The organism is Yoonia maritima, from assembly GCF_002933395.1.
Lineage (GTDB): Bacteria > Pseudomonadota > Alphaproteobacteria > Rhodobacterales > Rhodobacteraceae > Yoonia > Yoonia maritima_A.
This window is the reverse complement of the sequence record NZ_PKFN01000007.1, coordinates 213,605-237,873: the sequence shown is the minus strand read 5'-3', so window position 1 is coordinate 237,873 and position 24,269 is coordinate 213,605. Positions and strand designations below refer to the sequence as shown.

General features: G+C 53.2%; 20 protein-coding genes. 9 read left to right on the top strand and 11 right to left on the bottom strand.

The features are described from left to right. Window positions 1-147 precede the first annotated feature (147 nt). A complete protein-coding gene (locus CYQ09_RS18525) occupies window positions 148-2,727 on the bottom strand; it encodes a Hint domain-containing protein (RefSeq protein WP_106743896.1) in 2,580 nt (859 codons plus the stop codon). A 357-nt stretch (window positions 2,728-3,084) separates the two neighbouring features. On the opposite strand from CYQ09_RS18525, the gene ctaD reads away from it, so the two are divergent. The 3 genes from ctaD to CYQ09_RS02595 all read left to right on the top strand — a co-directional run bounded on the left by ctaD (window position 3,085) and on the right by CYQ09_RS02595 (window position 6,296). After that, window positions 3,085-4,758 (top strand): cytochrome c oxidase subunit I, encoded by a 1,674-nt coding sequence (gene ctaD, locus CYQ09_RS02605; protein WP_106743895.1) that lies wholly within the window; start codon window positions 3,085-3,087, stop codon window positions 4,756-4,758. 171 nt (window positions 4,759-4,929) lie between these two features. Next, entirely contained in the window at window positions 4,930-5,622 is a 693-nt protein-coding gene (locus CYQ09_RS02600; RefSeq protein ID WP_162617550.1) for a hypothetical protein, read from the top strand. Between the two features lie 188 nt (window positions 5,623-5,810). Next, window positions 5,811-6,296 (top strand): DUF2244 domain-containing protein, encoded by a 486-nt coding sequence (locus CYQ09_RS02595; RefSeq protein ID WP_106743893.1) that lies wholly within the window; start codon window positions 5,811-5,813, stop codon window positions 6,294-6,296. A 16-nt stretch (window positions 6,297-6,312) separates the two neighbouring features. Here the strand turns inward: CYQ09_RS02595 and CYQ09_RS02590 are convergent, their stop codons facing one another. Further along, complete coding sequence (locus tag CYQ09_RS02590; protein WP_106743892.1) at window positions 6,313-6,774, bottom strand: GatB/YqeY domain-containing protein; 462 nt, start codon at window positions 6,772-6,774, stop codon at window positions 6,313-6,315. 174 nt (window positions 6,775-6,948) lie between these two features. Between CYQ09_RS02590 and carA the strand changes: the two genes are divergently transcribed. Further along, entirely contained in the window at window positions 6,949-8,085 is a 1,137-nt protein-coding gene (gene carA / locus CYQ09_RS02585; RefSeq protein WP_106743891.1) for a glutamine-hydrolyzing carbamoyl-phosphate synthase small subunit, read from the top strand. A gap of 73 nt (window positions 8,086-8,158) precedes the next feature. Then, window positions 8,159-10,072: a glycosyltransferase family 2 protein gene (locus CYQ09_RS02580; protein WP_106743890.1), complete on the top strand. Its 1,914-nt coding sequence runs from the start codon at window positions 8,159-8,161 to the stop codon at window positions 10,070-10,072. Here CYQ09_RS02580 and CYQ09_RS02575 read toward each other — a convergent pair. After that, entirely contained in the window at window positions 10,026-10,679 is a 654-nt protein-coding gene (locus CYQ09_RS02575) for a GntR family transcriptional regulator (RefSeq protein ID WP_106743889.1), read from the bottom strand. The two genes, CYQ09_RS02580 and CYQ09_RS02575, sit on opposite strands and share 47 nt — an antisense overlap. Before the next feature lie 101 nt (window positions 10,680-10,780). Here CYQ09_RS02575 and CYQ09_RS02570 point away from each other — a divergent pair, with 101 nt between their 5' ends. Then, complete coding sequence (locus CYQ09_RS02570; protein ID WP_106743888.1) at window positions 10,781-11,428, top strand: pyrimidine 5'-nucleotidase; 648 nt, start codon at window positions 10,781-10,783, stop codon at window positions 11,426-11,428. A gap of 38 nt (window positions 11,429-11,466) precedes the next feature. Next, window positions 11,467-12,660, top strand: coding sequence for a UbiH/UbiF family hydroxylase (locus tag CYQ09_RS02565; protein WP_106743887.1), 1,194 nt, complete (start codon window positions 11,467-11,469; stop codon window positions 12,658-12,660). On the opposite strand, the gene CYQ09_RS02560 is transcribed toward CYQ09_RS02565, so the two are convergent. Beyond that, window positions 12,657-13,109, bottom strand: coding sequence for an Lrp/AsnC family transcriptional regulator (locus CYQ09_RS02560; RefSeq protein ID WP_106743886.1), 453 nt, complete (start codon window positions 13,107-13,109; stop codon window positions 12,657-12,659). The genes CYQ09_RS02565 and CYQ09_RS02560 overlap by 4 nt on opposite strands. Continuing rightward, window positions 13,106-13,561 (bottom strand): Lrp/AsnC family transcriptional regulator, encoded by a 456-nt coding sequence (locus tag CYQ09_RS02555; RefSeq protein ID WP_106743885.1) that lies wholly within the window; start codon window positions 13,559-13,561, stop codon window positions 13,106-13,108. The genes CYQ09_RS02560 and CYQ09_RS02555 overlap by 4 nt, the downstream gene beginning before the upstream one ends. A 134-nt stretch (window positions 13,562-13,695) precedes the next feature. On the opposite strand from CYQ09_RS02555, the gene ilvC reads away from it, so the two are divergent. After that, window positions 13,696-14,718: a ketol-acid reductoisomerase gene (gene ilvC, locus CYQ09_RS02550; protein WP_106743884.1), complete on the top strand. Its 1,023-nt coding sequence runs from the start codon at window positions 13,696-13,698 to the stop codon at window positions 14,716-14,718. 51 nt (window positions 14,719-14,769) lie between these two features. Here the strand turns inward: ilvC and CYQ09_RS02545 are convergent, their stop codons facing one another. Then, on the bottom strand, window positions 14,770-16,176 hold the full coding sequence (locus tag CYQ09_RS02545; protein WP_106744543.1) for an aldehyde dehydrogenase family protein: 1,407 nt from the start codon (window positions 16,174-16,176) through the stop codon (window positions 14,770-14,772). A 215-nt stretch (window positions 16,177-16,391) separates the two neighbouring features. On the opposite strand from CYQ09_RS02545, the gene CYQ09_RS02540 reads away from it, so the two are divergent. Beyond that, a complete protein-coding gene (locus CYQ09_RS02540; RefSeq protein WP_106744542.1) occupies window positions 16,392-17,303 on the top strand; it encodes a DMT family transporter in 912 nt (303 codons plus the stop codon). Between the two features lie 155 nt (window positions 17,304-17,458). On the opposite strand, the gene glmM is transcribed toward CYQ09_RS02540, so the two are convergent. From glmM to CYQ09_RS02515, 5 genes are all read right to left on the bottom strand, one after another. Continuing rightward, complete coding sequence (gene glmM / locus CYQ09_RS02535; RefSeq protein WP_106743883.1) at window positions 17,459-18,802, bottom strand: phosphoglucosamine mutase; 1,344 nt, start codon at window positions 18,800-18,802, stop codon at window positions 17,459-17,461. A 2-nt stretch (window positions 18,803-18,804) separates the two neighbouring features. Further along, window positions 18,805-19,812: a dihydropteroate synthase gene (folP, locus tag CYQ09_RS02530; RefSeq protein WP_106743882.1), complete on the bottom strand. Its 1,008-nt coding sequence runs from the start codon at window positions 19,810-19,812 to the stop codon at window positions 18,805-18,807. Continuing rightward, on the bottom strand, window positions 19,809-20,726 hold the full coding sequence (locus tag CYQ09_RS02525; RefSeq protein WP_106743881.1) for a dihydroneopterin aldolase: 918 nt from the start codon (window positions 20,724-20,726) through the stop codon (window positions 19,809-19,811). Before CYQ09_RS02525 ends, folP begins: the two co-directional genes overlap by 4 nt. Before the next feature lie 98 nt (window positions 20,727-20,824). Further along, window positions 20,825-21,493: a cell wall hydrolase gene (locus tag CYQ09_RS02520; protein WP_106743880.1), complete on the bottom strand. Its 669-nt coding sequence runs from the start codon at window positions 21,491-21,493 to the stop codon at window positions 20,825-20,827. Between the two features lie 189 nt (window positions 21,494-21,682). Further along, on the bottom strand, window positions 21,683-24,223 hold the full coding sequence (locus tag CYQ09_RS02515) for a putative PEP-binding protein (RefSeq protein WP_106744541.1): 2,541 nt from the start codon (window positions 24,221-24,223) through the stop codon (window positions 21,683-21,685). Window positions 24,224-24,269: the final 46 nt, after the last annotated feature.

Below are 24,269 nucleotides of genomic sequence, written 5' to 3'. Positions count from 1 at the left end.
GGAAATGGCGCGCCTTGTTAGACATTACGATTACGACCGACGACCTGCCCGTCTTGGTGTAATTGCGCTTCTTAGCAGAGTGGTAACTTCACAGTACGACTGCCACTACGAAGTTACTACTCTGCACCTTCCACGCAAATCTTGCGATTAAGCACCAACAAGCGATGCGTTGTTCTTCCACGTTTCCAAAAGCGCGCGATCGTTTTTCGCATGGCGCGCAATTAAGTTGCGACGCGCAGGACCTTCGATAAGCGGCAACGCCGGCTCACAACAATAATCTATATCCACGATCTGCGGGAATATCGTTAGAATTTCCTCGCGCGCTTCTTCAGAAACAGACCGGAGTGCCTCAGGGCCCGTAAAAAGGCTCTCTGATGGGGCACCATTCGCCAGAACCACCTCATGTTTTTCAAACATCATGTGGTAATAAGTAATGTTATCAACGGCTTCATCGATGAAGATACCGGGCAGTTCAGTCAACTTAATCGCGGCAACAAGAACATCTTGCTCGCCGAACATGCGCTGCGTAATTTTGGATGATACCTGCATACGGTGCTGACGCGAAACCAACAGATCTTGTGTGGGTAATCCGTTCCCAAGCGCACCTGCGGTAATACGAACTGGACGCAGTTTCGGGTTATTAACAAGCTCTTGTGCGGTCACCTCGCGCCCACCGATCCACTTGATCTCCAGCGACTGACCTGCAGTGTTTAAGATAAAATCACCAGAGGATAGACGATTTATTTCCTGCTCACCTGAAGTCGTTTCAATCAACGTATCCGCTGCAAAACATGCGACACCCGTTTGTTCAAGAAGCTCTGAGGCTGTGATACCATTCAAGCCGGACAAACCGGTGATTGTACCGGTAAGCTCTGTATTATCGGTAAGATCGACGTCATCGCCAGTTGCGCTTTGGTTCAGCAAACCATCGTCGGCCAAATCGGCCTCAAGCTCTTTTTGATTTGTGTAGTATGGGGTCAGATCAATGTAATCATTATTGGACGCGTCGCCATCATTGGCGTCAGTCGCTCCAGTCCCAAAGTCATTGATCGTCAGATCTTCGCCGTTTGTATAAACAAACGTATCATCCCCGCCACCGCCAGTAGCGGTGTTTGTCCCAGCACCGCCATTGATCGTATCGTTACCGGCTCCGCCGCTCAGAGTATCGTTGCCTTCGCCCCCATCAAGCGTGTCGTTCCCAGAACCACCATCAAGCGTATCGTTACCGCCCCCGCCAACAAGCGAGTCATTACCCCCTCCGCCAGCGAGCGAGTCATTACCAGCTCCACCGTCCAGAGAGTCGTTTCCGGTGCCACCGATTAACGTATCGGCACCAATCCCACCTGCGAGCGTATCATCCCCCGCCCCACCATCAAGGATGTCGTCAGAACCACTTGAAACTGGATCAAAGCTGAGTTCGGTTAGATCAACACGCTGGCCACTGGTTTCGCCGTTGCTGTATTCAATCGTGATCGACGACACTGGCCCGTCGATCTCAACCAACAACGAACCGTTCTGATCAGCAGAGTTTAAGTTGTTGCCGGTGTTATTCGCCCGAGCAGTGTCATTACCGGACACGCCATCAGTGTCCGTCAACGTCATTGTTGGGCTACCTGTTAAGGTTACCTCAACCGGATTACCGTTCTCGTCAAACGCCTGAATTCGGATGACATCGTTCCAATTATTGTCATCGATGTCGTTGATGCGGAATGATACATTTTCAACTTCGTCAGGAACATCCGGGTTCTCGGGCGAAAAGCTAATCGTTGTTGTCGAGGTCGGTGTAACACCGTTACTTGCGTTACCGCCGGTTAGGCGAATAGCATGTTGATCAACCTCGTCATCTAGGCCGTTAATATACTGCGCTTCATTTGTCTCGTAGGTGAACGTCGCGTTGCCACTTTGATCGACAAAGGAATAACTTACATCAACGTTCCCTGCATTCACGGTAAATCCGTTGCTGACGTCATCGCCGTTGTCGATGGTTGATCCATCGCCATCAGGATCAGGGATATCACTATAATCTACCGCAGTGGTTTCGCCCGGCGTCCCGCCGTCACCGGTTAAAGTATCGTTTCCGGCACCGCCCGAAAGGGTATCGTTTCCATCACCACCTGTTAATTCATCATCACCCGAGCCACCCGTGATCGTGTCCGCCCCACCGCTACCGTCGGCAACTAAATTGGATGTGGTCCCCGATGCGTCAATAACCTCGTCAGCATTGGTCAGTGTCAGATCATCGACCATCTCAAGTGATTGCGTATCGGTAATATCGATACCGTTCTCAAATGTGGTGGTAACAACTAAGGATTCCACCGTGCCATCAAGATCATCGTCGTAAAACCAGTTGGATTGCCCAATCAAATTTGAATCGCGTTCGACATCATCAGGAACCGCATCAGTACCAAGGTTTTGGCTACCTATTTCGACACCATTTTTGATGATGGTAAACTGCCCGGTGTCATCAATAGTGACGTTCCAAGTTGCAGTTTCGCCTTCAATGATCGCATCTTCAACAATAATTCGATAGCGCGTACCATTGTCGGAGCCACCAGAACTATTATCATAAACTTCGAAAAAGATGTCGTTCGAATTGCCGAGCTGACCGAATACAATGGCGTCATTCGCAGGACCGGGGCCAGTACTAAAATCAAAAATACGCTGCCAGCTTCCACCTGATAAATCGTCAAAACGGGCGACAGCGGTTGCTTCAAATACAGTTGCCATATCTCTTGCCTAGTCCACGATCATCATTATAGTGTCATTTGCCCTTACCAACCGACCCGCTGAGACACCACACAAAGTACAAGTGCAACCTAGCCTTTTGCGCAGCAGTGCAATCCAGAGACGACCCCCACCCACGTCATGCTCGCAAGAGGTTACCGATCGCTTAAAAAGCAGTCATGACAGAAGCCAAATGTCATAGTTAATGACCTCCGCCAGACAGCCTGCGCCAATATAACCCAGCCCGAAACGCGCTTCCTTTATTGCCCCTTTACGCCCAAGGCATTAGAACCAGCCCAAACGCGCGTCATTCTTCGGAATCGGCGCCGTCGCAGAGTAGCCAACACGAGGAGAGCCAAAATGGCAGATGCAGCCATCCACGGCGACGAACATCACGACGACCGGGGGTTCTTTACCCGGTGGTTTATGTCGACAAACCATAAAGATATCGGGATTCTGTACCTGTTCACCGCTGGTGCACTAGGTTTCGTTTCCGTGCTATTCACAGTCTATATGCGTCTAGAATTGATGCATCCGGGCGTTCAATACATGTGTCTAGAAGGCGCGCGTTTCATTGCTGATAGCGCAGCTGAATGTACACCAAATGGACACCTTTGGAACGTGATGATCACCTATCACGGCGTTCTAATGATGTTCTTTGTGGTTATCCCTGCTCTTTTTGGGGGCTTTGGTAACTACCTTATGCCGCTGCAAATTGGTGCTCCGGACATGGCATTCCCACGTCTGAACAACCTGTCCTACTGGATGTTCGTTGCGGGTGCTTCACTGGGCGTGGCTTCAATGCTGACACCGGGCGGCAACGGTCAACTGGGTTCCGGCGTTGGTTGGGTTCTATATCCACCACTGTCGACATCCGAAGCTGGCATGTCGATGGATCTTGCGATCTTTGCGGTTCACCTTTCTGGTGCCTCTTCGATCCTTGGCGCGATCAACATGATCACGACGTTCTTGAACATGCGTGCTCCGGGCATGACCCTGCACAAAGTGCCGCTATTCGCTTGGTCTATCTTTGTTACATCATGGCTGATCCTTCTTGCCCTGCCTGTTCTGGCTGGCGCGATCACAATGCTGCTGACTGACCGTAACTTTGGCACCACGTTCTTCCAACCAGAAGGCGGCGGCGACCCGATCTTGTATCAACACATCCTGTGGTTCTTTGGACACCCAGAAGTGTACATCATCATCATCCCTGGCTTCGGTATCATCAGCCACATCATCGCGACGTTCTCTCGCAAGCCAATCTTCGGCTACCTGCCGATGGTTTACGCGATGGTTGCAATTGGTGTTTTGGGCTTTGTCGTTTGGGCGCACCACATGTACACCGTTGGTATGTCGCTGACACAGCAGTCCTACTTCATGCTGGCAACAATGGTTATCGCGGTGCCAACCGGGGTTAAAATCTTCTCTTGGATCGCGACAATGTGGGGCGGCTCGATTGAAGTGAGAACGCCAATGCTTTGGGCGTTCGGGTTCCTATTCCTGTTCACCGTTGGTGGCGTTACAGGCATCGTTCTTTCTCAAGCGGGCGTCGACCGCGTTTACCACGACACATACTATGTGGTTGCACATTTCCACTATGTTATGTCGCTCGGTGCGGTGTTCTCGATCTTTGCGGGTATCTACTTTTACCTGCCTAAATTCTCGGGCCGCATGGCACCGGAATGGGCTGGTAAGCTGCACTTCTGGATGATGTTCATCGGTGCAAACCTGACCTTCTTCCCACAACACTTCTTGGGTCGTCAGGGTATGCCACGCCGTTACATCGACTACCCCGATGCATTCGCAACTTGGAACCTTGTTTCTAGCTGGGGCGCATTCCTGTCATTCGCTTCGTTTGTCTTCTTCATCGGCGTGATGGTTTGGACACTCACCAAAGGTAAGCGCGTGACTGAGAACAACCCATGGAACGAGTTCGCGGATACACTCGAATGGACACTGCCGTGCCCTCCTCCAGAGCACACATTCGAGATGCTTCCAAAGCAGGAAGACTGGGACAAGCAACCCGCTCATTAAACTGCATATGATCCAAAAAAAGGCCTCGCAATTTTGTGGGGCCTTTTTTTATACTCTGGTTCCCCGCCTATACCGCCAAGTGCGCGCCGGGTAAGTAATACCCGACTACCGCTTCAAAGGAATTAATGCTGAAATCCGTATTATTATTTAATCAATTTATGGAGATTTTAGATGGCTTGGATACAAAATAGATGGAGCTTGAAAGTAACAGATCCTGACGAAGGCGACCCGGGCGAGACGGCCGCGAAAGATGAACCTAGCCTGCAATTTGCTTTTATTACGCACTTTGGATCAGAAGTCAGAGTTCACGGCTATACGACAGGTAACCTGTTTCCGACAAACCATGGGGTCGGTGCCGGCGATCCACGGCGACCAGACAAGGTCGGAATTGTCAGCTCTAAAAACGTCCCAACGACAAGAAACCCATTTTTCGGATTGGTTGTCAGGGCTGTCGAGCAAGACAGGTCATTGGACCGAGACCGTGAAGACGACAACCAGCGTTTCTATGATGCCGTGGGACAACTCACACAAACCGTATTTGATTCAGGTGGTGTTCCGTTAGCAGAACAGCTTATGTTCGCGGGTGAATCCGTAGAACTCAATGACAGGATTTTTCGCAACGATGATGATCGTATTGGCGTCGGCGCGATGGTTTTTCCAAACTACGGAAGTGAAACCATTCCTCTTATTCCCGAAGATGAATCTTCGTTGTCTGCTGGCGCAAGAATTCCCGGAACCATTCGCACCTTCGGGTTTACCTTCAGGACCAGCGCTGCAAGATACCTCGTGGGCTGTAACATTCGGTTGGTGACCAATGACCCAGATGCACCGAGACTGATCGGTGAAACGACAATAGAACCGTAGTGACGTTCAGTTAGTAAAATTAGACAAACGACATCACGCCGTTCGTCTTCAACGGCTGAAACACATCAAAATATCCGCAACCAACCATTCTAAGACGCGCAACTGTTTACCTAGCCAAGCTTATCCTGCGATCAGACGCGACAAACACGCACGTTTCACTCGGGTGCGGCGCGGCGTATAATATCGATATGCCCTACGAATGGACCCCACATCCGACTGATGACCAAGCAAATTGGCGGCTTAGCCTTTGGCCTTACCGGTCATTGTTGCGCAAAGACTTTGTGATTTTCATGGGTGGCACGGCAACGCTGACCTTGATCCCGCTTATTGGTATGCTGGGAACCGGCGCGATATGGTATGTTTTACCGTTCTTTATCTTGATGTTTTCGGGTCTTTGGTGGGCTATCAACGTCAGCTACAGCCGGGGTGAAGTTCTTGAGGAACTATCCGTCGACAGCACGACTGCCTATTTAATCCGCAATAATCCAGATGGCAGTAAGCAAATTTGGCAAGCAAACCGATACTGGGTTACTGTCCATTTTCACCCAAAAGGCGGCCCTGTCGAAAATTACATCACACTTCGCGGCAGCGACCGCGAAGTTGAAATTGGCGCATTTTTAGATGTGTCAGAACGCGCAGCGTTATTCGATGATCTTAAACGGGCGTTTCGTTAGCAAGCGCCCGGGATCATTATCCTAACCGCGCCTTTACCATTGGGCCGGCTTTGCCGAAATCCATACGGCCCGTGTATTTGGCTTTCAAAACCGCCATCACCTTGCCCATATCCCGAATACTTTCTGCACCGGCATCTGCAATTGCAGTCTCGACGGCCTGCTCGGCCTCATCTGGCGATAGCTGGCGTGGCAAAAAGTCCTCTATCACTTTGATTTCAGACAGTTCCTTTTCAGCCAACTCGAGCCGCCCGCCTTCTTCATAGGCGCGCGCGCTTTCTTGGCGCTGCTTGACCATTCTCCCCAGAATACCAAGCACGTCTGCGTCGCTCACACCGCCTTCTTCATCGGCAGTGCCACGCAGGGCAATATCTTTATCTTTGATGGCTGCATTAATCAGCCGCAATGTCGAAAGGCGGTCAGCCTCTTTTGACTTCATCGCATCCTTAAGGGCCAAAGTTAGCCGGTCGCGCATGTCCATGAGTTTTCCCGATCACGAAGCTTAAAACGAAAGGCCACCTTAATCCGGGTGTTTGCGTATGACAAGCCGAGTGTGCGCAGCGTCACCCCCTTGTTTCAAAGGGCGCGATACGGCCTTGACCCTGCCTTCTTGCCCTCGTAAACCCGGCCCAATTTGACTGATCGGAGACATGGGATGACGCAGAAACCAACAGCCTGCTTGGCACTTGCGGATGGCACGATCTTTTACGGGATCGGATTTGGTGCAACCGGCGAAACCGTTGCAGAGCTTTGCTTTAATACGGCAATGACTGGGTATCAGGAAATCATGACTGATCCGTCATATGCCGGGCAAGTCGTCACATTTACGTTCCCACACATCGGCAACACCGGTGTAACGCCCGAAGATGACGAAACTGCGGACCCAGTTGCCGAAGGTATGGTTGTCAAATGGGACCCGACAGAACCATCAAACTGGCGCATGACCCAAGACCTGACGACATGGCTTAAAAGCCGAAATCGGATCGGAATGGGCGGGATCGACACACGTCGGTTGACCCGTGCAATTCGCCAGCAAGGCGCGCCACATGTTGCCTTGGCACATGATCCAGACGGTAATTTTGACATTGCGGCACTGGTTCAAAAAGCCCGTGATTTCGCGGGCCTTGAAGGCCTCGATCTTGCAAAAGAAGTCACCTGTGCGCAGTCATATAGCTGGAACGAAACCCGCTGGGCATGGCCCGACGGGTTTGGCACCCAAACAGAGCCACGCCACAAAGTTGTTGCCGTTGATTTTGGTGCAAAACGCAACATCTTGCGTTGCCTAGCGAGCGCTGGCTGCGATGTCACTGTTCTGCCCGCTACTGCGACTGCGGAAGACGTGCTTGCCCTGAACCCGGACGGTGTCTTTTTGTCAAATGGCCCGGGCGACCCGGCTGCGACAGGCGAATACGCGGTTCCAATGATCAAGGGTGTGCTTGGTGCGGATATCCCAGTATTCGGAATTTGCTTGGGTCACCAAATGCTTGCGTTAGCTTTGGGTGCTAAGACAATCAAAATGAACCACGGCCACCATGGTGCGAACCACCCGGTGAAGGACAACGAAACTGGCAAGGTTGAGATCACATCGATGAACCACGGGTTCACGGTGGATGCACAAACACTGCCCGAAGGTGTGGTCGAAACACATGTATCGCTGTTTGACGGTAGCAACTGCGGGATTAAAGTCTCAGATCGTCCGGTATTCAGCGTTCAATACCACCCAGAAGCCAGCCCTGGTCCACAAGATAGCTACTATCTGTTTGAACGCTTTGCCGCGGCAATGGACGCCTAATCGTTTCCGGCAATTAATGAAACTTTAACTGACCTAGGCGCATGATCTGACTGGTATAACAGCTAGGTCGGTCATGTTAGGCGTTCAAAACAAAATCGCAATTCATGGCGCCCGTCAACCGATGGGCGCCAACCTTAGCCCACTATCACAAGAACTACTTCTTCTTGGTGCCATTTCGGAAGAAATAGCGGCTGATGCCGAACGCGTCGCCCGGGTCCGAGGGTTGCGACTTGCCGATGTTCTCGCGAACCGTTTTGGGGTGTCACATTACTCCATAAGCACCGCACAGTCAGTTCAACATAAAACCCAACTAATTGATCCACTGTCTACACCTGCGAATACCGATCTCGTTCACATGTTTGGACCAACCAGATGTTTGCAAGCAGGGATATTACCTTGGCGAAAAATTGGCGGTCACACGATCATACTATCAGCGCGCCCCGACGAATTTCACCAACACCTACCGGAGCTGACTGAATGTTTTGGCCGTGTCCGCATGGCAATTACAACCAATGACCAACTTAATCGCTCTATTGCCCAACACTGTGCAAGCTCTCTCGTGATCGAAGCGGAATCCAAAACACCTGCGCGTGAAAGCTGCCGCGATTGGAGCCCATCGCGCGGCTTTATTCTGGGCATCACGGTGGTCGCAATATTGATCGTATCCGCCGTGTTTGTTCCAGTCGTACTGCTTACATTTTTTATCGTATGGGCAATTGTGACGCTTATACTCTCAACCGGATTAAAAGCCTCCGCTGCGATAATCGGATGGCGTGCCCCTCTGACATCGTTGCCAAATGTCACCCCTGCCCGCCTGCCCACAATCACCATGCTTGTCCCCCTTTACAATGAAACAGCGATTGCTGAACATTTACTAGCGCGGTTAAACGCATTGAATTACCCGCCTGAATTGCTTGAGGTTTTCCTTGTGCTTGAGGCTGACGATTTGACCACCCGTGCGACCATGGCGCGCACAACACTCCCTAATGGCATCCGCCCAATCATCGTCCCCAAGGGGACCATCAAAACGAAACCACGCGCACTAAACTATGCGTTAGATTTTGCGCGCGGTAGCATTATCGGCATTTGGGATGCAGAGGACGCACCGGCGCAGGATCAACTGCATACAGTTGCCAAAGCCTTTGCAAATGCGCCTCCAGATATCGTTTGCCTTCAAGGAACGCTCGACTACTATAATTCTGATTCAAATTGGCTAACCCGCTGCTTTACAATCGAATATGCGAGTTGGTTTCGGGTTATTCTACCAGGATTACAACGGCTTGGCCTAACTGTTCCGCTTGGTGGTACAACATTGTTTTTCAAGCGTGAGGCACTACACGAACTTGGCGGCTGGGACGCACACAACGTTACCGAAGACGCCGATCTTGGGATAAGACTTGCACGACATGGGTATCGTACAGCATTAATTGATACGGTAACCCAAGAAGAAGCTAACGGTCGCGCATGGCCGTGGGTAAAACAACGATCACGTTGGTTGAAGGGCTATGCAATTACTTATGGCGTACACATGCGTAACCCACGTGAACTGTGGCGTGATCTCGGGGCCTGGCGTTTCTTTGGTGTTCAGCTTTTGTTTTTAGGAACACTTTCTCAATTTGTACTTGCGCCCCTTTTATGGACATTTTGGTTACCAACAATGGGATTTGCGCATCCCCTATCTGCATACATTCCAACTTGGGCGTTTTGGTCTCTCGCCAGTCTATTTATTACCTCAGAGATAATAGGTTGGCTGGTGGCATTCGTTGCGCTGCGCAAGGCGAACAAACGTTGGCTGTTCAAATGGGCGTTCAGCCTAACTCTGTATTTCCCTTTAGGGTCATTGGCTGCCTACAAAGGTATTTACGAACTTATCGTAAAACCATTCTATTGGGATAAAACAGCGCATGGTGTGCTTTTGCCACAAAGCTGGAACAAGGACGCTACTCAGCCGCCTCAACCGCTTGGGCGTCCAACCGCAGACGGGTAACAAAGGCCTCGGAAATGTGGTCACGCAATGCCGTATATGCCGCGTCACCATCGCCGGATTCAATCGCTTCGACGATGACGGTATGCTCATCTAGCGTTTCCGCCCCGCGGCCTTCGGCGGCAAGTGAGGTCGTTGCCAACAATGCCATTGACCGGTGCACCAAATCCAGCTGACGCACCAAGAATCTATTGTGCGACGCAAGATGGATTTGTTTATGAAAACGCCGATTAGCACGGCTAAGCGCCATAGGATCACCGACCAGTTTCCTGTCGTCTTCGAGCATATCCCGCAGGACCTTGATTTCTTCTGGTGCCGCGTGACGCGCGGCAAGGCGGGCGGCAAGCCCTTCCAGTTCACCACGGACAACATAAAGTTCAGACAATTGCGTATGATCAAGCGAAGCTACAATCAATGACCGACCATCACGCGTTAGCAAGGATTGCGTCTCAAGTCGTTGCAATGCCTCGCGAATCGGGGTGCGCGACACGCCAAATCGTTCAGCCAATTCGCTTTCAACCAGCCTGTCACCCGGCTTGTAGATGTGACTATCTATAGCCTCCAGGATGAGGGCATAAGCATCTTTTTGGGTTCCGCGTGGATCGTGCATGGCGTTAGGCCTTTCTTGATCCGCCGACCCTACCCTTGCCCGCCCCCTGCAATCAACCCAAACTGATTGTACAGTGCGAAACAGTCGCATAGGTTCCGGGCATGGTTGCTGAACACTTTGAACATATCGACACTTGGGTCTTTGACCTCGACAATACGCTGTATCACCCATCGGCTGATTTATTTGGGCTGATGGATCCTAAATTTGCTGCCTATGTTATGCGCGTCACCGGCTTTGACGAAGACCGCGCAGCCAAGCAAGCGAATGCTTATTGGCAGATGCATGGTTCTACGCTGGCAGGACTGATGAAAGAACATAACGTCGATCCGCATCACTTTCTGGCCGAGGTGCACGATATCGACATTTCGCACCTGACCAAAGCCCCCGATCTGGCCGAGGCTATCGGCATCTTGCCCGGCCGCAAGATCGTTTACACGAACGGATCGAACTATCACGCAACGCGGGTACTAAAGGCGCGCGGTTTGTCACATGCGTTTGACGCCGTTTATGCGATTGAACATGCCGAACTTACGCCCAAACCCCATGCCCAAAGCTTTGCCACCGTCTTTGCACGCGCAGAAGTGACCCCTACTTCTGCCGCGATGTTCGAAGATGAGGCACGCAATCTTACGGTTCCCCATGCACTTGGCATGCGGACGGTGCACGTGCATGAAACGCCACTGGATGCGCCATATGTCCACCATAGCACCGATGACCTGACAGATTTCTTGTCGCAGGTAACCCGCTAACCCTTTCCGCGCCGCGATCAACGCCCTATGTCAGACCTATGGAACGCAAATCGACCGATATTTTGATCGCGGGCGGCGGTGTCGCTGGGCTAACAGCTGCAGCTGCATTTGACACCGCGGGCTTTGACGTTACAATCGTTGATCCGACCCCTCCGGTGACAAGTAGCGAAGCGACTGGCGCGGATTTGCGCACCACGGCATTTTTGCAGTCCGCACAACAATTCCTAGAGGCAGCAGGTCTATGGCAGCGCCTTGCCCCATTCGCGGCACCACTTCAGATCATGCGCATTGTAGATGCAGCCGCCGATCCACATGTAATCCGCGACTTTGACGCTGCAGATATCTCTGACAAGCCATTTGGGTGGAACCTACCCAACTGGCTGTTGCGCCGCGAAATGGTTGCGCGTTTGAGCGAACTCCCGAATGTCGATTTTCGTCCGGGCACAGGTTTCAAAAACATGTTGGCCCGCGACCGCACTGCCATCGTGACGCTATCTGATGGCTCGCAGTTAGATGCAAAGCTGGTAATTGGTGCTGACGGGCGCGGTTCAGCCGTACGCAATGCCGCTGAGATTGACGTAAAAACAAAACGTTATGGGCAAAAGGCGATTACTTTTGCCGTGACCCATGATGCGCCGCATAACAATGTATCGACCGAGATACATCGTGACGGTGGCCCCTTCACGCTGGTTCCCCTACCCGATCACGACGGCAAGCCCTGCTCTGCTGTCGTCTGGATGGATCACGGCCCCGAGGCAGTTCGCCTAAGCAAGCTCGACCAAGCTGCATTCGAAGCCGCAGCGAATGATCGTTCCGCAGGTGTTTACGGCCCGCTAACGCTTGTATCCAAGCGCAGCGTATGGCCGATCGTTAGTCAGATCGCAGATAAGATCACAGGACCGCGCGTGGCGCTTGTCGCCGAAGCGGCCCATGTCATGCCCCCAATTGGAGCACAGGGTTTGAATATGTCACTGCGCGATCTGGCTAGCCTTTTGGAATTGGCGCAGGCAAATCCAACGGAGTTGGGTGATCGTCAGATGCTTGATGCCTACGCCCGCGCGCGCCATCCAGATATTAAGCTACGTATCGCAGGTATTGATGCGCTAAACCGGGCATCCATTTCAGGCGGCGCACTGGCGCAGGACCTACGCGCCAAAGGCCTTCAGATGCTTTATGGGTTAACCCCAGTACGCCGCAAGCTGATGGAATTGGGACTAGGCGCCGGACGCTAAAGCGGCCCGGGTCTACGTTCTTCGGATAGCAAAACATTTGCTTCGACATTGCCCACGCCCGGCAAGGTCATGACCCGCCGGCGCAATACGCGCTCAAAATCTGCCAAGTCACGCGCGACAACACGCAAACGGTAATCATATAGCCCCAAGACGTGTTCGACGGATTGAACTTCAGGGATCGCTGACACGGCGCGTTCAAAATCCTCAAGGCTAATCCGGCCTTTGGTCGCGAGCTTTACCCCCAAGAATACAGTCACGCCAAAGCCGACCTTCTCGGCGTCCAGCACCAAACGCCGCCCTGAAATCACGCCTGCATCTTGTAAACGCCGCAACCGACGCCAAGTTGCAGGCTGGCTTAACTCCAGTTTTTGTCCCAGCTGGGTCGTTGATTGGTCTGCGTTCAGCGCGACTGCCCGCAGCAATTCTCGGTCGATGTCATCCAAGGTCATAGCGGTAGGCTTTCGTCGTATTTTACACGGGCAACTGTCATCAGCGCCTCAATGTCTGCGATGTGCGGAAGGGTCAGAATTTCTTCGCGGTAGATACGTTGATAGTCGGGTAAATCCCGTGCAATCAGCGATAGACGCACATCTACGCGGCCCAAGAAAGTTTGAATTTCGATGACAGCCCGCACCTGACGGGCGGCGGACAGAAACTCATCAAAGGCACGTGGGACAGTTTTATCCAGCGTTACACGCAGACTGACCTCGACGGTGAAACCAAGCGCACGCCAATCAATCACGGCTTGGCTTGGCATCAAAACCCCGTCCGCGCGCAATCGGTCCAAACGACGCGTTATACGGGCTGCGGTCATACCCGTCGCAGAGGCAAGCTCTGGCACGGGTTGTGCTGGGTCCGCCTGAAGCAGGCGTAGAATTCGGCGATCAACATCATCAAGCATAATAATTCATATAATTGGAGTATTTACGAATAACAATCGCACCAGATCACACAATTACATGAAATCAACACTCACATATCACCCAAAACACCGCTATAAACCGCATCAGAGATAACCCAATAAGGAATGCGAACATGCGCGTTTATTACGATCGCGATTGCGATGTTAACCTGATCAAAGACAAAAAAGTTGCTATTCTTGGCTATGGTTCACAAGGTCACGCGCATGCGCTGAACCTGCGTGACTCTGGAGCGAAGAACCTTGTTGTTGCGCTGCGTGAAGGTTCACCTTCACAAGCCAAAGCCGAAGGCGAAGGCCTGAAAGTTATGGGCATCGCAGAAGCTGCTGCTTGGTGTGATGTGATCATGTTCACAATGCCCGACGAACTGCAGGCAGAAACATACAAAAAATACGTCCACGACAACATCAAGCCAGGTGCAGCAATCGCATTCGCACACGGCCTGAACGTGCACTTTGGCTTGATCGAGCCAAAAGAAGGCGTTGACGTGATCATGATGGCGCCAAAGGGCCCAGGTCACACTGTTCGCGGCGAATACACCAAAGGTGGCGGCGTGCCTTGCCTGATCGCGGTCGACACTGACGCGTCTGGCAAAGCCCACGAAATCGGCCTGTCATACTGTTCTGCAATCGGTGGCGGTCGCTCCGGCATTATTGAAACCAACTTCCGTCAGGAATGTGAAACTGACCTGTTCGGCGAACAAGCCGTTCTGTGTGGCGGTATCGTTGAACTGATCCGTTGTGGTTTTGAAACACTCGTCGAAGCTGGTTACGAGCCTGAAATGGCTTACTTTGAGTGCCTGCACGAAACCAAGCTGATCGTTGACCTGATCTATGAAGGCGGCATTGCGAACATGGATTACTCCATCTCGAACACTGCTGAATACGGTCAGTACGTTTCCGGCCCACGCATCCTGCCATACGAGCAGACAAAGAAAGCCATGAAAGAAACGCTGTCTGACATTCAGTCCGGCAAATTCGTGCGTGACTTCATGCTGGAAAACGCTGTTGGTCAGCCAACAATCAAAGCGTCCCGTCGTGCAAACGACGAGCACCAGATCGAACAAGTTGGTGCAAAGCTGCGCGCAATGATGCCTTGGATTTCCGAAGGCAAAATGGTCGACAAAGCAAAGAACTAAGTCTGCTTAGTTCACGTGATTGGGGCTGGCGGAAACGCCAGCCCTTTTTCGTTAGCGCCCCATAAACCGAAGCAGAATCTTTGATAGTTTTTCAACGCGCGGCGTGTAGGGTGGAAAGATCATCGGCAACGCGATAAACCTGTTGCGCAGCACCGGTCGCTGATGGCTAAACGCATCGAAACCAGCCTTGCCATGCGCCGCGCCCATCCCAGAATTCCCGACACCACCAAAGGGAAGGTTCGGATGAATGACTGGCAGAATTGTTAGGTTCACGCCAACGCTACCCGATGTTGTACCATTGGTCACACGATCCGCAGTTTTGGCATCTCCAAAGACATAAAGCGCGAGCGGATGTGGCGCGTCATTGATCTGCCCGATTACATCCGACAGGTCGCTATATTTGATGAACGGCAGGACCGGACCGAAAATCTCTTCTCGTGAGACTTCCATGTCGGGCTGTGTATCCAGCAAAATGGTTGGGGTAATCGTTCGACTGGCTTCGTCAGAGGAACCGATAGCAAGCTGCGCACCTTTACCTTCGGCGTCGCGGATCAGCCCAGTCAACCGCGCCCAGTGACGCGGATTGATTACCTTTGCCAGCGCTGCGGACTGCGCAGGATCATCCCCGTACATCTTGGTAATCCGCGCACGCAACGCATCGACTAGCGCATCATGGATGCTTTCGTGAACGTAGACGTGGTCGGGCGCGACACAGGTCTGACCTGCGTTCATAAATCGCCCCCACGCTATCCATTTCGCGGCCTTCTTAACATCGGCTTCTGGCCCGACCACCACAGGGGATTTCCCACCCAACTCAAGCGTGACACTCGCGAGCGTCTTGGCCGCTGCTGCCATCACGATTTTGCCGACCGCCGGACTTCCGGTAAAGAAAATATGGTCGAACGGTTGTTCCATCAGCGCGTTCGCGACGTCTGGACCACCCTGCACCACCGCAACCAAATCAGGTTCAAAAGCATCAGCAATCACATCGGCAATCACGGCCGAAGTTGCAGGCGTCATTTCTGATGGCTTGATAACGGCGGAACAACCAGCGGCCAGCGCCGAAACAAGCGGCCCAAGGGCCAACATAAACGGAAAATTCCAAGGCGCGATAATCAAGGAAGTACCTTTGGGTGTCGGCTGTACCCGACCCGATGTGCCAAACATCGTAAGGCCCGGCATCACGCGCTTGGGGCGCATCCAGCGCCGCAGATGGCGCAGCGCATCACCGATTTCTTGATAGATCGGTACGATTTCGGTCAACCGCACCTCAACCGGATGTTTACCGAAGTCCGCACCAAGCGCTGCGATGATCGCATCTTCACGGGCTATAATCGCTTGCTTCAAACGTAATAACGCGTCTCGGCGCGCATCGAAATCAAAGCTAACGCGGCGGTCCGGCACATGTGCAGCCTGAGCGTCAAAAATCTCTGCGGGGTCTGTGGATTGTTCTGTCATGTCTACAGCTTGGCGATAGATCGCCCCCATTCAAGAGAAACGCAGCGTCAGCCCGCGTCTGCAGAATACCCCCGAAAGGTATCGGACCAGCCGACAAAAGGAAAAATTCATCCTTCCGTTTGTTGGCGACACATCTCTGGACCGCATGGACTTGCATCATTGTGCATAGGCACCCACAGATAGCCAACGAACTCAAAAGTGATGGAATGTGCGCGATGACAACCCAACCAAGTCTGTCTAATTGGCTATCGATCCTCGCGCTTGGACTAATCTGGGGCGGTACGTTTATGGTCGTCGCGATTGCGCTGGAAGGGTACGGACCGCTAACAGTTGCCTGCGCGCGCACCAGCTTAGGTGCTTTGGCGCTACTGGTGCTTATGCGGGCAATGCGCCGCCCGATGCCTATGTTTACACCCACTATGGTGAAGTATTTGCTGATTATTGGGGTTCTGAACACAGCGATACCTTTTACGCTGTTAAGCTGGGGGCAACAGTTTGTGCCGTCAGCCTTCGCTGGCATTTCAATGGCGATCTTACCACTATTTGTACTGCCGCTGGCCCATGTGTTTACAGATGAGAAAATGAATCTGCGCAACGGGCTTGGTGTCGCGCTTGGCTTTACGGGCGCTCTCGTGTTGATCGGGCCCGGCGTTTTACAGATCGGCACAGGGATGCAGCCGTTGGGGCAAATCGCATGTATCCTTGCGGCGCTATCTTATGCAATATCCGCCATCATGACCCGGCGGTGCCCGCCGATCGACCCGATCACAATGGCCGCATTGTTGCTGGTTGTGGGCGCCTGCGCGTTAATTCCCGCGATGCTAATCGTCGAAGGCATGCCCGCGGCCACCGATCATCGAACAGTGGTCGCAATCGTATTGCTGGGGATTGTTCCCACCGCGCTTGCTGCGCTGATCCGCGTTTTGATAATCCGATCTGCAGGCGCGATATTTATGACACTCGTGAACTATCAGGTGCCTATCTGGTCAATGATATTCGGGGCAATCATTCTAAACGAAGATTTACCAATCCGTTTTTTTGCAGCGCTCGCGCTTATCCTCAGCGGGCTTTTGATAAGCCAGTGGAATGCTTTCAGGAAACTTTTGCGTTCAAATGCACCGCTGTAAATACATCAACCATAGCAATCCACGGCAAGAAGCGATCCAAGCGCGATCATATATATCCTCAAGCGGGAGTGTTTGAATATGATGCGCGCTATATCGTATAACCTGCTGTACATGGTCATCAGTCAACAGGCCCCCATAAGTAATCAAAGTATGACTTAAGCGGCTGCCTCAACCTCGGCGACGATACCACCGACAACCTGCGCCAGCAGCGCATCATCTTCGCATTCCGCCATGACGCGGATCAACGGCTCTGTCCCTGACTTACGGATAAGCAGCCGACCTGTACCAATCAGCTTTTCCTCGGCATCTGCGATTACCTTTTGAACGGACGCTGCCGCCAACGGATCTTGGCCTGCGGCATAGCGCACGTTTTTCAAGAGCTGAGGAACGGTTTCAAATGACGTGGTCAATGCGCTGGCTTTTTGTCCTGTTTCAATCATCGCTGATAAAAACTGAAGCCCCGCAAGCAGCCCATCACCTGTCGTGGCATAATCCGTCATGACAATATGCCCGGACTGCTCCCCACCAAGGTTCCATCCATTCGCGCGCATCGCCTCGACCACATAACGGTCACCGACGGCTGTACGTTCCAGCCTCAGTCCCCGCCCGTCAAGATAGCGCTCTAAGCCTAGGTTCGACATAACGGTCGCAACAAGCGTCCCGCCGTTCAAGCGATCTTGGTCCGCCCAACGCGCCGCCATAAGCGCCATAAGCTGATCGCCATCTGCAACCTGCCCCTTTTCGTCAATGATCATCACGCGGTCCGCGTCGCCGTCAAGGCAAATGCCGACGTCGGCGCCAGTCTCAAGTATCTTGGCCGCAGCCGTCCCTGTGCTGGTCGATCCGCAGTTTTCGTTGATGTTCAGCCCGTTCGGGCTAACGCCCACTGGAATAACTTCAGCACCAAGTTCCCAAAGCACCTCTGGGGCGACACGGTGGGCTGCGCCATTAGCGCAATCTATCACCACCTTCAAACCATCTAAGCGCATACCATGTGGGAATGTAGATTTAATACGCTCAGCATAGCGGAACCGCCCATCATCAACGCGCCTCGCGCGACCAATGTTTTGCGCCTGTGCAGGTTCGATTTCACTTTCGATCAACGCTTCAATGTCCGTTTCTGCATCATCTGAAAGCTTGAACCCGTCGGGACCGAAAAACTTAATGCCATTATCATGGTGCGGATTATGGCTGGCCGAAATCATAATCCCAACGTCGGCACGCATAGATGTCGTTAGCAAACCAACAGCGGGTGTTGGCACAGGACCAAGCAACAGCACGTTCATTCCGGTGCTTGTCAAACCCGCAGTCAATGCGTTTTCAAACATATAGCCAGATAGGCGCGTATCTTTCCCTATCACAACGCGGTGTCCGTTTGACCCATCGTTGCGGAAATACCGGCCTGCCGCGGCCCCAATTTTCAAAGCCATGTCAGCGGTCATCGGATATGTGTTCGCTTTGCCGCGCACACCATCTGTGCCAAAGAACTTACGTGCCATGATTATACTGCCTTATTTATTGCCCACTCCAGGTCGAGCGCCTGTTTGGTTTCGAATGTATCGTGGACCCGCAAGAGTTGCACCCCCTGTCGTGCGCCATGCAACGCAACAGCGACCGAACCTGCCACACGGTCAGTGGCTGATACACCACCGCCCAACGTGCCAATGAACTTTTTCCGAGACGCACCCAACAAAATGGGACAGCCCAAGGCGTGAAACAGCGAAAGTCCACGCAACAGTGCTAGATTGTGGTCTAGCGACTTACCAAAACCGATACCGGGATCAACAACGATACTATGCCTAGCAATACCAGCCGCTTCGGCGGTGCGAACACGCTGTTCTAGAAAATCAAACACATCAAGCAATACATCGTCATATTGCGGGTCGTCTTGCATTGTCGCCGGATCACCCTGCGCATGCATGAGGCACACAGGAAGACCTGAACGCGCGGTGACATCAGCAAGATCAGCATCGTAGCTAAGTGCAGCCACATCGTTTACGAGGTTCGCCCCTGCTTCGATAGCAGCCTTTGCGACGGCTGCTTTGCGCGTATCAATCGATATAGGAATTGTACTGACAGCACGGATCGCAGCAATAACAGGTGCAGTACGTGTAATTTCATCGTGCACACTCACGGTCTTCGCACCCGGTCGCGTGCTCTCACCGCCAATATCAATGATTGCAGCACCTGCATCAGCCATCGCCAGCGCATGACGCACAGCGTCATCTTGCCCAATGAACATGCCGCCATCTGAAAAGCTATCAGGCGTTACGTTTAAGATCCCCATGACCTGCGGGGTGTCCATAGCCATACCCGCGATCACTGCGCGCGGCGCAGAAATCCGATCAACAACATCTGCAGGCAAAGTATCAATATGAACGAGCCGGTCTTCGCATCCACGCTGCCGAACAATTGCCCGGTCAAACCAACATGCGCCACCCGCGATTGAATGTGCAGCAGCGCTTCTGTGTCGGCCCAACCGCGCTATCGGCTGATAATATTCAGTCATGACAGTGCCTGTTGCGTGCCATCCATTACACATACAGGCACCGATGATGCCGGCGCTTCAGCACCGATTACTAACAGCTCGGTCGCGGTCATTTCTTGCGCGAACCAAGCGGCCAGTTCAACGGCAGCGCGTGGGCTGGCAGATGGGCCATCGACCGCATCCAAAACAATTTTTGATGGCGCCCAGACACAAATTTGGTCGTTCTTCATCGCCCAGTCTAGCTCTGTTCGGGTCCCGACGACCATGCATCGGCGGTCACGGCTGGCAAGCAGCCAAGCGTTCTGTTCAATTGCAAGCAAATCAATGCGGCGCTGCGCAAGCGCATTGCTAGACTGTGGTGCGGCAACATCTGCCTGCCCGACACATATGATCAGGGGCGCATCACGATCAGCAAGCTGATCAACCCACCCGCCTAAATGCGGCGATGCCATTGCTGCGTTGGATAAGTATACAACGCGCGGATGCGGCGCTTCGACATGGGTTTGCCCTGCGCCCGAAACGCCATCGCGCGCACGTACGATTTCAACACCCAATGAAAACGGGCCCCGGTCCAGCTTTTCGATACGTACAAACACACGTTCCGCTTGGGGTTCTAGCAAAATACGTTCTGCGACGCGCGCAGCGAGGGTTTCAAGCAGGTTAATCCGCTCTGCCTCTAGCTCCGCACCGATCGCTTCGGTCACTTTATCATAAGAAAGGATGCGGTCGACATCGTCGTCTATCACGCCAAGCGGTGAAACCTCGACAACGACGTTGAAACGGACCCGTTGCAAATGTCCGCGTTCCTGCTGAAACGCACCGATTTCCACTTCGACAACATAGTCGCGCAAGGAAATTCTGTCACACGGGGTTTGACTGCTTGCCTCTGCCCGTTCACTTGGGTGCGCAAAGGCAAGGCGAATATCATCGGTCATTGGGCGTCCACTCAATCGAGGTAAATCCCGGCCCAGATACAGGGCCAAGACCATTCCGACAAGCGCCACCCACGACGCCCGCAGTCACACATGCGACTTTATTTAGAAGCGGTGCGAACCGGCTGGCGGTAAAAGTAGTGCGACCCAATAGAAGCCGTACGCGGAAAGCGTTGTGCCCATGAAGGGTTCACAGCTTTGGTGTGATAGTGCGTAGCACCACCTGTTAGCACACGCGGCGCACCATCGATCAAGATGCGTGCCACTTTGCCAACACGCGCCCATGCGCGTGGTTCGGCGATAACTTCGGCACGGCCATCACAGGTGTATGTGAACTGGCAAGCAAAACGACGACCAGTGCCCTGATTGATCACAGCACACAGGCTGTCAGGGTAGGAATTACTGTCCACGCGGTTCAAGATCACTTCGCCAACAGCAAACAGGCCTTCAACGCTTTCGCCGCGCGCTTCAAAATACAAGGCTTCTGATAGGCATTCCCATTGATCACCACCCGTGGCAGCGGGCTGTGTTGCAAGGTATTCGCGGTTGTAGATTTCGCCGGTTTGCGTGTCGACGCCACGTTCATCAGCTGGCGGCAAGCTGGTCAAAAGATTTAAGCGGCTGTCAGGGACCACCGCGAGCGCTTCACGCTCTTGCCCTAAAATCGCACCGAGGCGACTTGCCATCAATTCGTCAGCGACTGCGGTCGATGCGCCAAACGAAACGGATGCCGCGATAACTGCGGCCAAAACTGATCTAAAAAACGTCATCTTTTCCCACCCAGGAAACTACGTGGAACAGCCCCACGCAGGCGCTGGTGTCTTTAGGGGAAAGAAGCGCTTCCGTCTACCCCAACGTCACCGGGCGCCCAAAAGACGCCACGGCACAGCGATAGTCTGCGCATTACAAGGTAATATCAGGACATTTGGACAGAGAATGCAACAATAATATGTTGCTAACTACGATTTTACCTTACTTGCAATTGCAAGCTGCGCCGCAGTGAGTCGCGCAACGGGTACGCGAAACGGCGAACAAGAAACGTAATCAAATTTATGCTCACGGCAGAATGCAATCGCGGTCCGACTGCCAGCGTGTTCGCCACAGATCGAAAGAATCACATCTTTTCGTCCCATCCGCCCGCGCTCTGCACCTAGTGCGACAAGTTCACCAACGCCTTCAACATCCAAGGTGTGGAACGGATCTTCGGCATAGACGCCCTGCTGCACATAGGCCGACATAAAACGCCCTGCGTCATCACGCGACAGGCCGTACGTCATCTGGGTAAGGTCGTTAGTGCCGAATGACAAAAATTCAGCGTGTCCGGCGATGTCTTGTGCACGCAACGCGGCGCGTGGCGTTTCAACCATAACGCCCAAGCGGTAATTTAACGCTGTTTTGCTTTTCGCACGCACAGCATTCGCAACGCCATCAACGCGGGTCTTCACCAGTTCGACTTCGCGCATCGCGCTAACCAGCGGGATCATAATCTCAACCGAGATATCGACTCCGGCTTTACCGACCGCGACCATGGCATCAAAAATGGCACGCGCCTGCATATCGTAAATTTCAGGAATCGCGATACCAAGCCGCACCCCACGCATACCAAGCATCGGGTTGTATTCAGTCAACGCATTTACGCGCTCAGTCACCTCTGGCATCGGCAACGCAAGTTGTTCCGCCAAATCACGCATGCCTGCCTTATCCGATGGCAAGAATTCGTGCAGCGGCGGATCAAACAGACGCACACAGACGTTCTTGCCGGCCATGATGGTAAAGAGCGCCTCAAAATCGTCACGCTGCATCGGCAACAAACGGTCCAGCACAGCACGACGATCATCCGACCCTTCAGCAAAGATCATTTCGCGCATGACGCCGAGCCGGTCACCCTCAAAGAACATATGCTCTGTCCGGCATAGACCGATACCTTCGGCTGCAAAATTACGCGCAGCTTGGGCATCGGCAGGCGTATCCGCATTCGCCCGCACGCCAATATCACGGTAATCATCGGCCCATTCCAGAAGCGTCTGAAACGCCCCATCAAGCGCAGCCTCATGCATTGGGGCTTCACCCGCAAGGATCTGCCCCGTGGTGCCGTCAACTGTAATCAGATCACCAGCAGTGAATTTGCGGCCGTCTGGGCCGCTAATCACGCCTTTTTTACGATCAATCGACAGGTCAGAGGCACCAACAACGCACGGCAATCCCAATCCGCGGCCAATCACAGCAGCATGGCTGGTGACACCGCCACGCATGGTTAAGACGGCTTGTGCGGCATGCATCCCGCGAATATCTTCTGGCGTGGTTTCGCGGCGCACCAATACGCAAGGCTCGCCTCTGGCAGCGCTTGCTTGGGCCTCGGCCGCGGTCAATACGATACGACCAGCAGAGGCACCCGGACTTGCGGCAATACCGCGTACAATCAGATCACGCTTTGCGCGTGGATCGACTTGACGGTGCAACAATTCAGACAGCGCCGCAGGCTCAACCCGCATCACGGCTTCTTCGCGCGGGATAATTCCATCGTTGGCAAGCGCCACAGCAATACGCACAGTCGCACGCGATGAACGTTGTACGCGGATGGCGTCCAAAATGCGCAACACACCATGTTCAATGGTGAACTTGATCTGCATTTCTTCGCGCAACTTTTTACGCGCCAGATCACCGAACACCAGCAGTTGCGCGAACACATCAGGGCATCGTTCCTCAAGCGACGGACCACGATCGTCCCGGTTCAAATACATCGCACCTTCGGCGTCACGGATAGTTTCGCGGCCTTGGCTTTGACTAAGGTAACGCCCAACGATTTTCGGCAGCCCCGAGGTCGCATCGACAAATTCGATCACGCCAGAACCGCATTCACCCTGCCCCACGCCCATCGCCATCGCCTGCACGACAAGACCTAGCCCCGCGTCGATGGGTGCACCTTTCGCCTGACGCAACAATCGGGCGGTGGTTCCATCCCATGCACGGGCCATCGACCGTAGCACTTCGGCCAATTGCACGCTGGCATCTTGCGGAAATGGTTCGTCGGTTTCGAATTCGTAGGTGTCAAGCATCGCCTTCAGGCTGTCGGCATCCGCGACATCGGGCAAAAAGAACTCATCAGGATCAAGCCGGGCAACATGAACCGCATAAGACTGCACAAACCGCAAATAGATCGCGGTCGCAGCTTCAACACCAATATCCGCACTTAAACGCGCATGGCGGGCATCATTCATGCCAACGTTCAAAACCGCGCTAGGCCCGCCCCAATCAGGGTCAAGGCTGGACGGACGGACAGATAAAAACGGCTGTTCGCCAAACGGGGCCAGTAGCGCATTCATGTCAGGCATGTGCCCCTGCGCAATACTACGCACGGTGTCAAACGACAGCGCAACTGTCATCGGGACTGGCATATCCAACCGCACCAGACGCTGTAAGCATTTCGCGCGGCCACCATGGACACCGGCCGACATTGCTGCGGTCGGTGTGATCAAGGTCAAAGGCTGTATATCGGTCATATGCTGCACTGCGGCGTCACCTTATTCTGTGAGTGCAGCATAGGGG

What these genes read in the sequence shown, in the direction of transcription:
- CYQ09_RS18525 (WP_106743896.1), bottom strand. Translation starts at nt 2,727, where the DNA reads ATGGCAACTGTATTTGAAGCAACCGCTGTCGCCCGTTTTGACGATTTA.
- ctaD (WP_106743895.1), top strand. Translation starts at nt 3,085, where the DNA reads ATGGCAGATGCAGCCATCCACGGCGACGAACATCACGACGACCGGGGG.
- CYQ09_RS02600 (WP_162617550.1), top strand. Translation starts at nt 4,930, where the DNA reads ATGGCTTGGATACAAAATAGATGGAGCTTGAAAGTAACAGATCCTGAC.
- CYQ09_RS02595 (WP_106743893.1), top strand. Translation starts at nt 5,811, where the DNA reads ATGCCCTACGAATGGACCCCACATCCGACTGATGACCAAGCAAATTGG.
- CYQ09_RS02590 (WP_106743892.1), bottom strand. Translation starts at nt 6,774, where the DNA reads ATGGACATGCGCGACCGGCTAACTTTGGCCCTTAAGGATGCGATGAAG.
- carA (WP_106743891.1), top strand. Translation starts at nt 6,949, where the DNA reads ATGACGCAGAAACCAACAGCCTGCTTGGCACTTGCGGATGGCACGATC.
- CYQ09_RS02580 (WP_106743890.1), top strand. Translation starts at nt 8,159, where the DNA reads ATGTTAGGCGTTCAAAACAAAATCGCAATTCATGGCGCCCGTCAACCG.
- CYQ09_RS02575 (WP_106743889.1), bottom strand. Translation starts at nt 10,679, where the DNA reads ATGCACGATCCACGCGGAACCCAAAAAGATGCTTATGCCCTCATCCTG.
- CYQ09_RS02570 (WP_106743888.1), top strand. Translation starts at nt 10,781, where the DNA reads ATGGTTGCTGAACACTTTGAACATATCGACACTTGGGTCTTTGACCTC.
- CYQ09_RS02565 (WP_106743887.1), top strand. Translation starts at nt 11,467, where the DNA reads ATGGAACGCAAATCGACCGATATTTTGATCGCGGGCGGCGGTGTCGCT.
- CYQ09_RS02560 (WP_106743886.1), bottom strand. Translation starts at nt 13,109, where the DNA reads ATGACCTTGGATGACATCGACCGAGAATTGCTGCGGGCAGTCGCGCTG.
- CYQ09_RS02555 (WP_106743885.1), bottom strand. Translation starts at nt 13,561, where the DNA reads ATGCTTGATGATGTTGATCGCCGAATTCTACGCCTGCTTCAGGCGGAC.
- ilvC (WP_106743884.1), top strand. Translation starts at nt 13,696, where the DNA reads ATGCGCGTTTATTACGATCGCGATTGCGATGTTAACCTGATCAAAGAC.
- CYQ09_RS02545 (WP_106744543.1), bottom strand. Translation starts at nt 16,176, where the DNA reads ATGACAGAACAATCCACAGACCCCGCAGAGATTTTTGACGCTCAGGCT.
- CYQ09_RS02540 (WP_106744542.1), top strand. Translation starts at nt 16,392, where the DNA reads ATGACAACCCAACCAAGTCTGTCTAATTGGCTATCGATCCTCGCGCTT.
- glmM (WP_106743883.1), bottom strand. Translation starts at nt 18,802, where the DNA reads ATGGCACGTAAGTTCTTTGGCACAGATGGTGTGCGCGGCAAAGCGAAC.
- folP (WP_106743882.1), bottom strand. Translation starts at nt 19,812, where the DNA reads ATGACTGAATATTATCAGCCGATAGCGCGGTTGGGCCGACACAGAAGC.
- CYQ09_RS02525 (WP_106743881.1), bottom strand. Translation starts at nt 20,726, where the DNA reads ATGACCGATGATATTCGCCTTGCCTTTGCGCACCCAAGTGAACGGGCA.
- CYQ09_RS02520 (WP_106743880.1), bottom strand. Translation starts at nt 21,493, where the DNA reads ATGACGTTTTTTAGATCAGTTTTGGCCGCAGTTATCGCGGCATCCGTT.
- CYQ09_RS02515 (WP_106744541.1), bottom strand. Translation starts at nt 24,223, where the DNA reads ATGACCGATATACAGCCTTTGACCTTGATCACACCGACCGCAGCAATG.